This window comes from Ruegeria sp. CDSB114, assembly GCF_059611025.1.
In genome coordinates this window covers 1-12,769 of record NZ_JBXWOT010000010.1, presented here as the reverse complement: position 1 = coordinate 12,769, position 12,769 = coordinate 1, and the positions used below count along the sequence as shown (strand labels likewise).

The window sequence follows — 12,769 nt, the reverse complement described above, 5'->3', positions numbered from 1 at the left end:
TGCAATGCTCGAAAAACATGAAAACGCCTTAATTTATTGGCAATTTTGCCTTCATCAAACTGGTCGAAACCCGACATTTTCCGGTCGTAATCAGCTCATTCTGTCGGAGACAGGACGGCCGTGTCGCAATCTGACCATCAGTCAATTCGCTTGGAAAATGTTCTTGTTTCGTGCTAGTCGGTAAAAAAGAACACACAAACCCGAGCAGGCCGAGGCTATATATGCGAATTCTGGGCATTGATCCGGGGCTACGGACCCTGGGATGGGGCGTCATCGAATCACATGGCAGCCGTCTCAGTCATGTTGCCAATGGGTTATGTAAATCGGACGGGGATGATCTGGGAGAGCGGTTGCTATCGCTCCATAATCAGATCGTCGAAGTGATTGCCGAGCATCAGCCCGATCAGGCCGCCATCGAACAGACCTTTGTGAACAAGGACGGAGCCGGTACGCTTAAGCTGGGTCAGGCACGAGGTGTGGCGTTGTTGACGCTGGCGCAGGCCGGGTTGCCAGTGGGGGAATATGCGCCCAATCGAGTCAAGAAAACGGTTGTGGGCGTGGGCCATGCCGAAAAGGAACAGGTTCTTCATATGGTCAAGTTGCAACTGCCGGGCTGTCAGCCCAAGGGCGCGGATGCCGCGGATGCGCTGGCGATAGCGATCTGTCATTCCTTTTACGGGGCAACGCCACAGTCGCGGATGAAACAGGTGCGGGCATGATTGGCAAGCTGACAGGCCGGTTGGATTACCGCGCGGCGGATCACGTGCTGATCGACGTGCGTGGGGTTGGCTATCTGGTCTATTGCTCGGACCGTACGATGGCTGCGCTGCCGGGCGTGGGTGAGGCGATCTCGATCTACACCGACATGGTGGTGCGCGAGGATTTGATGCAGCTTTACGGGTTCCTTTCGCTGGTCGAGAAGGAATGGCATCGCCTGCTGTGCTCGGTGCAAGGGGTCGGGGCCAAGGTCTCGCTAGCAATCCTCAGCGCCTTGGGCCCCGATGGTGTCAGCCGGGCGATTGCTCTGGGCGATTGGGGGGCAGTCAAGGCAGCCAAGGGCGTGGGCCCCAAAACCGCGCAGCGGATCGTGCTGGACCTCAAAGACAAGGCGCCCGGCGTTATGGCCATGGGCGGCACGGTGACCGAGGCAATGGATGGCCCCGCGCTGGATGTGGTGGAACTGACTGAACCGACACCTGTACCAAAGCGGCCCACCATAAGCGCATCAGGTAATGCAGCAGCATCTGCCGGGGCATTGTCGGCACTCTCCAATCTGGGCTATGGCCCGTCCGAGGCCGCGTCAGCCGTGGCCGAAGCCGCGGCAAGCTTGCCCGAAGCGGGTGAGGCGGACCTGATCCGCGCTGCGTTGAAACTGTTGGCTCCGAAAGGGTGATTGAATGGTAGATGCCGATCCCACCCTGCGCCCCGAGCCGTTGCCGGAAGACAATGACCGCGCCTTGCGCCCGCAGGGACTGGACGAATTCATCGGTCAAGCCGAGGCGCGCGCCAATCTGCGTATCTTTATCCAATCCGCTCGCCAAAGGGGTGAGGCAATGGATCATACGCTGTTCCATGGCCCTCCGGGTCTGGGCAAAACCACGCTGGCGCAGATTATCGCGCGTGAGTTGGGGGTGAATTTTCGGATGACATCTGGCCCGGTTCTGGCAAAGGCGGGCGATCTGGCGGCGATCCTGACCAATCTGGAAGCGCGCGATGTGCTGTTCATTGACGAAATCCATCGATTGAATCCAGCGGTCGAAGAGGTCCTGTACCCGGCGATGGAGGATTTCGAGCTGGATCTGGTGATTGGTGAAGGCCCGGCCGCGCGCACGGTGAGGATCGAGTTGCAGCCGTTTACTCTGGTCGGGGCCACCACCCGGATGGGGCTGCTGACCACGCCGCTGCGCGACCGCTTTGGCATCCCGACACGCCTGCAGTTCTATACCGTTGATGAATTGCACGAGATTGTCACCCGCAACGCGCGCAAGCTTGGGGCACCGGCTGATGACAGCGGCGCCCGAGAGATCGCGCGCCGGTCACGCGGAACGCCTCGGATCGCCGGGCGCCTGCTGCGGCGGGTGGTGGATTTCGCAATCGTCGAAGGCGATGGACGGATCACCCGCAATTTGGCTGATGGGGCGTTGACGCGGCTGGGGGTCGATCATCTGGGGCTGGACGGCGCGGACCGCCGGTATCTGAAGCTGATCGCCGAGAATTACGCGGGCGGGCCGGTAGGTATCGAAACCTTGTCGGCAGCTCTGTCGGAAAGCCGGGACTCGCTGGAGGAGGTGATCGAACCCTTCCTCTTGCAGCAAGGCCTGATCCAACGCACACCGCGTGGCCGGATGCTGGCGCAGAAGGCGTGGACGCATCTGGGCATGGCCGCACCCAAGGGGCAAAACGATCTGTTTGGTTGAAGCCGAGCCTGCGAGCTTTTAAGGGTTTCGCCAAACATTGTCCGATTGCCGAGGATTGCGCGTGACACCCGACGACATTCAAGCCCTGTTCACCCGCGAAAGCGGAGAGTTCCTGTTTGCGCGCTGGGGCCGCCCCATCGTGCCGATCGTCTTTGGGGTCGAAGATGAAAGTTTGGCCACGGTCAAAGGCGCGTTCGAGGCAGTGGTAAAACTGGCAGGGCATCAGATGGCAGAAACCGACCCCGAGCTTGGCGCCAACTGCATGGTCTTTTTCTTCCGCGACTGGAAAGAACTGACAGAAGTGCCCGATCTGGACCGTTTGGTCCCTGATCTGGGGCCGTTGGTTGATCGGTTGATCGCGGCCGATGCCAACCAGTACCGGATATTCCGTTTTGAAGAAGACGGCGCCATTCGTGCGGCCTTTGTGTTTTTGCGGATGGACAATGAATTGTCGCAAGTCCCCGCTGAAACGCTTGCGCTCAGCCAGGTGGTGCAAACGGTGCTGCTCTGGTCCGATACCGCTTTTCGCAACCAGTCGCCCTTGGCAGTGGCGGGTGACGCGACGATATTGCGACCAGACATTGCCGGGTTGATCCGGGCGGCATACGATCCTGTCCTGCCGGGCGCGGCGCAAGATGCCTCTCATGCGCTGAGATTGTTTGCCAGATTGGATCAACCGCAATGAAGCACGTCTATTCCGTTAAAGTATATTACGAAGACACCGATATGGGCGGCGTGGTCTATCACGCTAACTATTTGAAATACATCGAACGCGCCCGGTCGGACTATGTGCGGCGCCTGGGCAATGACCAGAATGCCATGCGTGACGCAGGTATCGTTTGGGTCGTGCGCCGGATCGAGGCGGAATACCTGGCCCCGGCCAAATTTGACGACGATCTGGAGATCGAGACCGAAATCAAGTCTCTGTCCGGTGTCCGTCTGATCATGGCGCAAGTGGTCAAACGGGGCGAAGAGGAGATTTTTCGCGCCATCGTTACCGCCGTCTGTATGAATGCGCAGGGCAAGCCCGTACGCCTTCCGGCAGAGATTCGCGCATTGTTGTAACAATTTGCAGGGCCCGGGTGGTTCTGTTGGCAATTCGCCCCCATCTGCGTTAGCGTTTGACAAAACAAGGCCGTAAGGCTGTCAGGCAAAACAAAGAGCAGGTTCATGGAAGCTGAAACGCTGGCGCTGGCGCAGGAGATCGATTTCTCCATGTGGGGGCTTTTTGCCCGCGCGACTTTTATCGTTAAACTGGTAATGCTGATGCTGATTGGCGCATCAGTCTGGTCCTGGGGGATCATCATCCAGAAACTGATCAATTACCGTGCTGCAAGGCGTGAAGCTCAGGTTTTTGATGAGGCTTTCTGGTCCGGGAACCCCCTGGATGAACTGTTCGAGCAGATCGGTACCCAACCCGATGGCAGTTCGGAGAAGATATTTGCCTCGGGCATGATCGAATGGCGCCGCTCGCACCGCACTGATGGCGGGCTGATAGCTGGTGCCACTGCACGCATTGATCGGTCGATGGATGTGGCCATCGCAAAAGAGGCCGAGGCGCTGCAAAAGGGCCTGCCCATTCTGGCCACGGTCGGCTCAACTGCACCCTTCATTGGTCTGTTCGGAACGGTCTGGGGTATCATGAATGCGTTCATCGAGATTGCCGAGCAGCAGAACACCAACCTGGCTGTTGTCGCGCCCGGTATTGCCGAGGCGTTGCTGGCCACCGGCCTGGGCCTGTTGGCCGCGATTCCGGCGGTGATTTTCTATAACAAACTCAGCGCAGATAGTGATCGGATCGTTGGAGGCTATGAAGCCTTTGCCGATGAGTTCGCCACCATTCTGTCGCGCCAGCTGGACAGCTGAGATGGGGGCTGCGGTTCAGCAATCCTCGGGCGGGAATGGACGCCGGCGGGGTCGGCGTCGCGGTCGCGCGCAGCCGATGGCTGAGATCAACGTCACACCCTTTGTGGACGTTATGCTGGTGCTGCTGATCATCTTCATGGTGGCCGCGCCCTTGCTGACTGTTGGTGTGCCTGTTGATCTGCCCAAAACAGCGGCCAGTGCGTTGCCCGGCGATAACGAGGAACCTTTGACCGTCACGCTGACCGCGGATGGCAGGGTGCAAATCCAAACCACGGATATTCTGCGCGAAGAGTTGATTGGAAAACTGCGTGCCATCGCAGCAGAACGCAGTAGCGACCGAGTGTTTTTGCGCGCGGATGGTGCGATCCCTTATGCGCAGGTGATGCAGGTAATGGGCGCGCTTAATGCGGGTGGGTTCTCCAATGTGGGGCTGGTGACCGATACGGGCGGCCCGACACTGGACGACGGTGGAGAGTGAGGCCGCACGGTGGATACCGGCACCAAGATCTCGGCGATTGCCCATGTCAGTCTGATTGGTTGGGCATTTTTCGGCGGCACCTTCCGGTCCGAACCATTACCTATGGCCGTGCAGGATGTCTCGGTCATTTCGGCTGAGCAATTTGCGGCAATGACCGCTCAGCGGGATGCGCCCGAAGTGCCGACGCCAACAGCGCTGCAGCCGCCTGAGGCCCCAACAGAAGAGGATCCAGCGTCGGAACCGGTAGTGGAAGAGCAGCCTTCGTTGCAAGAGGCGGAACCTGCTGAATCCGACCCGGACCCGGATCCTGAGCCTGAACCGGTTGAGCCGCCGCCAGAGCCGGTGGTGATTGAACAGCCACCGGTGTTGGACACTCCCGCCCCCGAGATTGTCGACGTTACGGTGCCTTCTGGGCCAGAAGCACAGCCCAGCCCGGCCGAGAATGTTGCGCCGGTGCCGGTTGCGCCGCCTCCGCCCGAGGCCGCGCCTGATGAAATCGAAACCCCGGCCGTATCTTTGGACGAGGGAGCCGAGACCCAGCAGGAACAGCAGGATCAGACCGCCCCCGAGGAAAAGGCTGACGAGATTGTGACCGAAGCGGAAGAGCCCAAGGAAAACGCTCCCCGAACATCGCCGCGCCCGCGGATCCGTCCCAACCGCCCGACGCCACCGGTCGAGCCCGAAGTGGCGGAGACGCCCGAGCCCGAACCCACAGAGCCCGCGCAGACGGAAACAGCCATCAACGATGCGCTGGCCGAGGCGTTGGGACAAGGGAGTGAACCCTCTGGTCCGCCCTTGACCAGCGGCGAAAAGGACGCGATGCGATTGGCTGTTTCCCAATGCTGGAACGTGGGGTCCTTGTCTACGGATGCTCTGCAGACAGTTGTTGTTGTCGGATTTTCGTTGACCCCTGATGGCAAGGTCGTTGGCGGCAGCTTGCGCATGATCGACAGCTCAGGCGGTTCCGACGGCGCAGCCAGACAAGCCTATGAGGCCGCTCGACGTGCCATTTTGCGCTGTGGAGCCAAAGGTTATGACCTGCCAACCGATAAATACGAGCATTGGCAGGATATTGAGATTACATTCAATCCCGAGAGGATGCGGATCAAATGATGAGATTTCTGACCAGCCTGTTGCTTGGCCTGACACTGGTGTCGGCACCTGTTCACGCCCAAAGTGGACCGCTTCGCTTGGAATTGGATCAGGGGATTATCGAACCCTTGCCCTTTTCGGTTCCGAATTTTGTGCCGGACAGCACAGCAGCTGCGCAATATGCCCAGGATATCTCGCGGGTTGTGGCCGCCGATCTAACCGGAACAGGGCTGTTCCGCGAAATTCTGTCTGATGCTTTCATCAGCCAAGTGGCCAGCTTTGAAGATCCCGTTCGGTTCGCGGATTGGAAAGCCATCAATGCCGAGGCTTTGGTGACAGGTGCTGTGAATGTGTCGGGCAATAGTCTGACAGTGCGGTTCAGGGTCTGGGATGTATTTTCGGGGCAGGAGCTGGGCAACGGACTGCAGTTCGCCGGAACCACCGAAGGGTGGCGGCGCATGGCCCATAAAGTGGCGGATCAGGTCTATAGCCGCGTGACCGGTGAGGGGGCCTATTTCGACAGCCGCGTTGCCTTTGTCTCGGAAAGCGGGCCCAAGAACCAGCGCCTGAAACGGCTGGCGATAATGGATTACGACGGCGCGAATGTGCAGTACCTGACCGACAGCGCCGCCATCGTTTTGGCTCCGCGCTTTTCGCCTGCCGGTGATCAACTGCTTTATACCAGCTACGAATCCGGTCAGCCGCGCATCTATGTTCTGGATATCGAGCGGGTCAGGCGGACCGAGTTGAACACCCAAGGCGGCACGATGAGCTTTTCGCCCCGGTTTTCGCCGGATGGACGGTCGATCGTCTATTCGCTTATCCAGGGCGGCAATACGGACCTGTGGAAAATGGACCTGGCTTCCGGGCAAAGCGTACGGCTGACCAATACGCCCGCGATTGAAACCGCCCCCAGCTATTCGCCGGACGGTTCCCAGATCGTGTTTGAAAGTGACCGTTCGGGCACGCCACAGCTTTACATCATGCCCGCAAACGGGGGTGAGGCGACGCGGATCAGCTTTGGTCAGGGCCGTTATGGAACGCCGGTCTGGTCCCCCCGTGGCGATCTGGTTGCGTTTACCAAGCAGAACAAAGGCCGATTTCATATCGGTGTCATGCGAACAGATGGCAGCGAAGAGCGTTTGCTGACCTCGTCGTTTCTGGACGAAGGACCGACATGGTCCCCTAATGGTCGCGTGATCATGTTCACCCGAGAAACCCAGGGCGCAAGTGGCCGGGCGACGCTGTATTCCGTTGATATCTCGGGACGCAACCTGCGCCCGATCCGCACCCCGGATGGGGGCAGCGATCCGTCATGGGGCCCACTGCAGAATTGATCACGGCTGCTGGCAGGAAAAGTTCACAAGGAACCTGCACTATGTTACAGAGACGGCAATAAAGAGAAAAAACAACGAGGCACCTGAGATGAACGTATTGGGCAAAATCCTAGCACTAGGTGTGTTTGGCGCGTTGGCGGCCTGCACCAATAACGATCCGTCTGCGCTGGGCGGCGGCTTTGGCAATGGCGCAAATGGCGGGCTGGCCGCGGGCTCTCCAAGTGATCCGCGCTCGCCTGCATATTTCCAGCAAACTGTTGGTGACCGGGTTCTGTTTTCGGTCGATCAGTCGACGCTTACTCCGCAGGCGCAGTCAGTGCTGCAGGGGCAGGCCGACTGGCTGATGGCCAACCCCGACTTTGTGGCAACGATCGAAGGCCATGCGGATGAGCAGGGCACGCGTGAGTATAACCTCGCACTGGGTGCGCGCCGGGCAAATGCCGCCCGCGAGTTCCTGATTTCCCGCGGAGTAGCAGGCAACCGGCTGACAACTGTCAGCTTTGGCAAAGAGCGTCCGATCGAGATTTGCAGCACCGAGGACTGCTATTCGAAAAACCGTCGTGCAGTGACGGTGCTGACCGGATCAACGTTGGGATAAGACGATGAAACTAGCAGGATGGGTTCTGGCCGCAGTTTTGGCGACCGCCGGTTTGGCACAAGCACAGGATCAGCAAACTTTGGCGGATATCCGGCAGGAACTGACGGTGCTGCATGTGGAAATTCAGCGGCTCAAGCGCGAGTTTTCAACAACCGGCTCTCCGGCCCCGAACCTGTCCGGCAGTTCGATACTTGAACGCGTTGATGCCATAGAGGCCGAATTGCAGCGCCTGACGCGCCAGACCGAACAGTTGAACCAGCGTGTACAGAATATCGTAACCGACGGCACTAACAGGATCGGTGATCTCGAGTTTCGCTTGGTCGAACTGGAAGGCGGTGACCTGAGTACGCTCGGTGATACAACAACTCTGGGCGGAGATACGGACATCACATCCGCAGCCCCTACTGCTCCGACAGCGCCAACCGATGCCGACCTGGGTGAGTTGGCAGTAGGCGAGCAAGCGGATTTCAATGCCGCTGCTCAGGCGCTGGCCGATGGAAACTTCCAGGCCGCCGCGGATCAGTTCGCAGTATTCGATACATCATATCCCGGAAGCCCGCTTGCGCCCGAAGCACACCTAAAGCGCGGACAGGCGTTGGAGGGCATTGGCGACACCCGCGAAGCGGCAAAGGCATTCCTTGCCAGCTTCACCGGCGATTCCGAAGGCGCCTATGCGCCTGAGGCTTTGTTCGAACTGGGTGCTGCGCTGGGCCGTCTGGGACAGACCGAACAGGCGTGTATCACACTGAGCGAGGTTAGCGTCCGGTTCCCGGCCTCGGCATTGGTCTCCAGCGCCACGCAGGAAATGACATCACTGGGTTGTACTTGACCACACAAGGCACACTCCTGAAATCCGAACTCCGCGCGCGATTGCCGGAAAACCTTCCGCGCCGTCTAGGCGTTGCGGTATCCGGTGGCGGTGACTCGGTTGCTTTGCTGAGTTTGTTGAAGCACATCGCCCAAGAGGAACAGGTTGAGCTGTTTGTCGCCACGGTGAACCACAATCTGCGCCCCGAAGCGGTGGCGGAGGCAGATTGGGTGGCGCAGCTTGCCCAGGGTCTGGGCCTTCCACATGAGACGTTGCACTGGCAGGGGTGGGACCAGACAGGTAACCTGCAGGATAGGGCGCGGCAGGCCCGGTACCAGTTGCTGTCAGACTGGGCGCGTGACAAGCAGATCGGCGCGATTGCCCTAGGACACACCGCCGATGATCAAGCCGAAACCATGCTGATGCGATTGGCGCGCGCTGCTGGTGTGACGGGATTGTCCGGCATGCCTGCAATGCGGAACTATCAAGGGATCATGCTGCTGCGACCGATGTTGGGGATTACCCGGCAACAACTGCGCGATTATCTTGCCGAGATTGGGGCAGATTGGATCGAGGATCCATCGAATCACGACCGACGGTTTGATCGTATCAAGGCGCGCGACGCGTTGACCGGATTATCCGAAATTGGGATTTCGGTGCATTCTCTGTCCCGCGTTGCTGAAAATCTTACTCAAGCCCGTGAAGCATTAGAGCAGATTACGCAGGAATCCGCCCGTCAGGTCCTGAATGTCGATGGCGGCGATATCTGTGTCGATCGCGCGCAATTTTCCACTCTGCCTGCGGAAATCCGACGTCGTCTTCTTACAGGTTGTGTCCGCTGGATTGCGGGCCGCGGATATCCACCGCGTCAGGCTGCAACAGACCGGGCGCTGCTGGCGATTGATCAGGGTGAGGCGGCGACGATAGGTGGATGCCTCTTGATCCCAAAAGCCGATAAAATGTGGGTTTGCAGAGAGCTAAATGCCGTTGAGAGCGAACCCGGCGCACCCGGTCAGATTTGGGATGAACGGTGGATTCTGTCTGGTCCGGCGATTCCCGACGCGCAGGTTCACCCGTTAGGTGCGGCTGGTTTGCAGGCCGTGCCAGATTGGCGTGCACTTGGAAAACCGCGCGCCACGCTTCTGGCGTCTCCGTCCGTCTGGAGTGGAGAGGTCTTGGTATCTGCACCTATGGTGGGTTTCTCAAATGGTTGGCTTGCAGAACTGACGCCAGAAGAGCCCGAGTTTCACTCTTCGGTTTTATCGCATTGAACCTGCTTGAATCATCTCTATTTTAAAGAGCAACCCGGCAGATCCCCATCTGCCGAAATCTTTTGGGAGATTTTTCTTGGGCAACGCTCGTAACATCGCCTTTTGGGTCGTTCTGTTTTTGCTGATCCTTGCACTGTTCAATCTGTTCAGCGGACCAGGTGGAACGCTTCAGAGCAATGAAAGAACCTATTCTGATTTCGTGACCGCTGTTGAAGGCGGCGAAGTCAAAAACGTGACATTGGATGGCGAGCAAATTCGCTATACCACGCAAAGCGGCGCAAGCTATGTCACGATCAAGCCCGGCGATGCCGAGGTGACCAAACTGCTGATCGATGAAAGCATCCCGGTTCAGGCTGTGAAACAACAGCAATCGGGCATTCAGTCTTTCCTGGTCACTCTTCTTCCTTTCCTGCTGCTGATCGGTGTCTGGGTCTACTTCATGAACCGTATGCAGGGTGGCGGCAAAGGTGGCGCGATGGGCTTTGGCAAGTCCAAGGCCAAGATGCTGACCGAAAAGCATGGCCGTGTAACCTTTGATGATGTCGCTGGCATCGACGAGGCCAAGGAAGAACTGGAAGAGATCGTAGAATTCTTGCGCAATCCGCAGAAATTCAGTCGTCTGGGTGGCAAGATTCCAAAAGGCGCTTTGTTGGTGGGCCCTCCGGGGACCGGTAAAACGCTGCTGGCCCGCGCCATTGCGGGTGAGGCGGGTGTGCCCTTCTTCACCATTTCGGGTTCGGACTTTGTTGAGATGTTCGTCGGTGTCGGTGCATCCCGTGTCCGCGACATGTTCGAACAGGCCAAGAAAAACGCTCCCTGTATCGTCTTTATTGACGAGATTGACGCTGTTGGCCGCCATCGTGGTGCCGGTTATGGCGGGGGTAATGACGAACGTGAACAAACGCTCAACCAGTTGCTCGTCGAGATGGACGGGTTCGAGGCCAATGAGGGCGTGATTATTCTGGCGGCCACCAACCGTAAGGACGTTTTGGACCCTGCGCTGCTGCGTCCGGGCCGTTTCGACCGCAACGTGACTGTCGGCAACCCCGACATCAAAGGCCGCGAGAAGATCTTGGGCGTTCACGCACGCAAGACGCCCCTCGGACCTGATGTCGATCTGCGCATCATCGCGCGCGGGACTCCGGGCTTCTCGGGTGCTGATCTGGCCAACCTCGTGAATGAGGCCGCGCTGATGGCCGCCCGCGTCGGTCGCCGCTTTGTTACCATGGAAGATTTCGAGAATGCCAAGGACAAGGTGATGATGGGTGCCGAGCGCCGCTCGATGGTGCTGACCCAGGACCAGAAGGAAAAGACTGCCTATCACGAATCAGGGCATGCCGTTGTTGGTATGACGCTGCCGTTGTGTGATCCGGTCTATAAGGCAACGATCATTCCGCGTGGTGGTGCGCTGGGCATGGTGGTGTCACTGCCAGAAATGGACCGCCTAAACTATCACCGCGATGAGTGTGAGCAAAAGCTGGCCATGACCATGGCCGGTAAGGCGGCTGAGGTGATCAAATATGGCGAGGACCATGTCTCGAACGGTCCGGCGGGCGATATCATGCAGGCCAGCCAACTGTCGCGGGCGATGGTGATGCGCTGGGGCATGTCGGACAAGGTCGGCAATATCGACTATGCCGAAGCGCATGATGGCTATTCTGGCAACACTGCCGGGTTCTCGGTCTCGGCCCATACCAAGGAACTGATCGAGGAAGAGGTCAAGCGCCTGATCCAGCAAGGATATGAGCGTGCGCATCAGATCCTGTCAGAACAGAACGAGCAATGGGAACGTCTGGCCCAAGGGCTGCTGGAATATGAAACCCTGACCGGTGACGAGATCAAACGCGTCATGAATGGCGAGCCGCCCAGCGAAAGCGATGACGAGGGCGACAAACCTGATGAGGGCAGCGCCCCCAGCGTGACAGCCATTCCGAAAACCAAGGTTAAGAAAACTCCGCCCGATGGCGGGATGGAGCCGGAACCAACGGCTTAAACTTTCAAAGACCCGGGCCTGTCCCGGGTTTTTTTTTCTTTTCAATCGCGAAGGTTTGCCCTTTATTCCGCATCAGATGTCAGTTCTGAAATAGGGATAAATATGCCGGTATTGCGCGAAACCGAATTCACGGGCGAAGTTGTTTGGTTGGGCCACGTACCAGCAGGTAAAACTCTTCGGGCCAATGCCGTGGACAGTCTGGATTTGGGTTTCTCGGGTGATCAAGGCGCGCGTCACGAAGGGGTGAATCGTACTTCTTGCGTGCGGGTCAAAAACCTGTACCCGGTAGGCACCGAAATTCGCAATGTGCGGCAGTTATCGATCCTGTCCGCAGAAGAACTTGATGCCATCGCGCAGGAAATGGGCTTGGGTAAGCTGGACCCGTCCCATCTGGGGGTCAGCATTGTCTTGCGCGGCATTCCGGATTTCACCCATATTCCGCCCTCGTCTCGTTTGCAGGTGGAAAATGGCGTGACGCTGACGATCGACATGGAAAACCGGCCCTGTATCCTGCCGGGGCGCGAGATCGAGGCTGACTTGCCCGGGTATGGTGCGGCCTTCAAGCCTGCAGCGCAGGGACGGCGGGGAGTCACGGCTTGGGTCGAAAGACCCGGAGAGCTGAAGCTGGGCGATGAGCTTACACTGTTTGTCCCCGATCAGAGAGCCTGGACACCATAAGGGACCGCAATTTCCGATCGGAAGGCGCCGATGTGACGCTACGACGTTTCAAGGCGCAATTATGTCGGAATCCATAGCCACCAATTTGGTACACAACGGTATGGAGTGAGCAGCGCCGGCGTTCTGCGTCGGGTTTGCACGGAATTCAATCAGGGACCGAAACCCAATGAGCTATAAATCTGACATCGAAATTGCGCGTGAGGCGAAGAAGAAGCCGATTCAGGAGATTGG

The 12,769-nt window shown here is 58.5% G+C and carries 14 protein-coding genes; all 14 read left to right on the top strand.

Annotated elements, in window-relative coordinates; translation table 11 throughout:
• Positions 1–221: 221 nt before the first annotated feature.
• The 14 genes from ruvC to AC2FIP_RS17240 all read left to right on the top strand — a co-directional run bounded on the left by ruvC (position 222) and on the right by AC2FIP_RS17240 (position 12,538).
• A complete protein-coding gene (ruvC, locus tag AC2FIP_RS17305; protein WP_142640175.1) occupies positions 222–719 on the top strand; it encodes a crossover junction endodeoxyribonuclease RuvC in 498 nt (165 codons plus the stop codon).
• Positions 716–1,393 carry a Holliday junction branch migration protein RuvA gene (gene ruvA / locus AC2FIP_RS17300; RefSeq protein WP_271952277.1) on the top strand — a complete coding sequence of 226 codons (678 nt, stop codon included), beginning with the start codon at positions 716–718 and terminating at the stop codon, positions 1,391–1,393. The genes ruvC and ruvA overlap by 4 nt, the downstream gene beginning before the upstream one ends.
• A gap of 4 nt (positions 1,394–1,397) precedes the next feature.
• Positions 1,398–2,417, top strand: coding sequence for a Holliday junction branch migration DNA helicase RuvB (gene ruvB / locus AC2FIP_RS17295; protein WP_496787442.1), 1,020 nt, complete (start codon positions 1,398–1,400; stop codon positions 2,415–2,417).
• Between the two features lie 61 nt (positions 2,418–2,478).
• Positions 2,479–3,102 carry a hypothetical protein gene (locus AC2FIP_RS17290; protein ID WP_496787440.1) on the top strand — a complete coding sequence of 208 codons (624 nt, stop codon included), beginning with the start codon at positions 2,479–2,481 and terminating at the stop codon, positions 3,100–3,102.
• Complete coding sequence (ybgC, locus tag AC2FIP_RS17285; RefSeq protein WP_142640183.1) at positions 3,099–3,482, top strand: tol-pal system-associated acyl-CoA thioesterase; 384 nt, start codon at positions 3,099–3,101, stop codon at positions 3,480–3,482. The genes AC2FIP_RS17290 and ybgC overlap by 4 nt, the downstream gene beginning before the upstream one ends.
• 105 nt (positions 3,483–3,587) lie before the next feature.
• Entirely contained in the window at positions 3,588–4,283 is a 696-nt protein-coding gene (gene tolQ / locus AC2FIP_RS17280) for a protein TolQ (RefSeq protein ID WP_142640185.1), read from the top strand.
• Between the two features lies 1 nt (position 4,284).
• Positions 4,285–4,761, top strand: coding sequence for a protein TolR (gene tolR / locus AC2FIP_RS17275; RefSeq protein ID WP_142640204.1), 477 nt, complete (start codon positions 4,285–4,287; stop codon positions 4,759–4,761).
• A 9-nt stretch (positions 4,762–4,770) separates the two neighbouring features.
• A complete protein-coding gene (gene tolA / locus AC2FIP_RS17270; protein ID WP_496696934.1) occupies positions 4,771–5,874 on the top strand; it encodes a cell envelope integrity protein TolA in 1,104 nt (367 codons plus the stop codon).
• Entirely contained in the window at positions 5,871–7,190 is a 1,320-nt protein-coding gene (gene tolB, locus AC2FIP_RS17265) for a Tol-Pal system beta propeller repeat protein TolB (protein WP_496787439.1), read from the top strand. Before tolA ends, tolB begins: the two co-directional genes overlap by 4 nt.
• Before the next feature lie 88 nt (positions 7,191–7,278).
• Positions 7,279–7,788 (top strand): peptidoglycan-associated lipoprotein Pal, encoded by a 510-nt coding sequence (gene pal, locus AC2FIP_RS17260; protein ID WP_281973807.1) that lies wholly within the window; start codon positions 7,279–7,281, stop codon positions 7,786–7,788.
• 4 nt (positions 7,789–7,792) lie between these two features.
• Positions 7,793–8,617: a tol-pal system protein YbgF gene (ybgF, locus tag AC2FIP_RS17255; protein WP_496696939.1), complete on the top strand. Its 825-nt coding sequence runs from the start codon at positions 7,793–7,795 to the stop codon at positions 8,615–8,617.
• Complete coding sequence (tilS, locus tag AC2FIP_RS17250; RefSeq protein WP_496787436.1) at positions 8,614–9,867, top strand: tRNA lysidine(34) synthetase TilS; 1,254 nt, start codon at positions 8,614–8,616, stop codon at positions 9,865–9,867. The genes ybgF and tilS overlap by 4 nt, the downstream gene beginning before the upstream one ends.
• A 76-nt stretch (positions 9,868–9,943) precedes the next feature.
• Entirely contained in the window at positions 9,944–11,860 is a 1,917-nt protein-coding gene (gene ftsH, locus AC2FIP_RS17245; protein WP_142640196.1) for an ATP-dependent zinc metalloprotease FtsH, read from the top strand.
• Positions 11,861–11,962: 102 nt separating this feature from the next.
• Positions 11,963–12,538 (top strand): MOSC domain-containing protein, encoded by a 576-nt coding sequence (locus AC2FIP_RS17240; RefSeq protein ID WP_496787434.1) that lies wholly within the window; start codon positions 11,963–11,965, stop codon positions 12,536–12,538.
• The last annotated feature ends 231 nt before the right edge of the window (positions 12,539–12,769 follow it).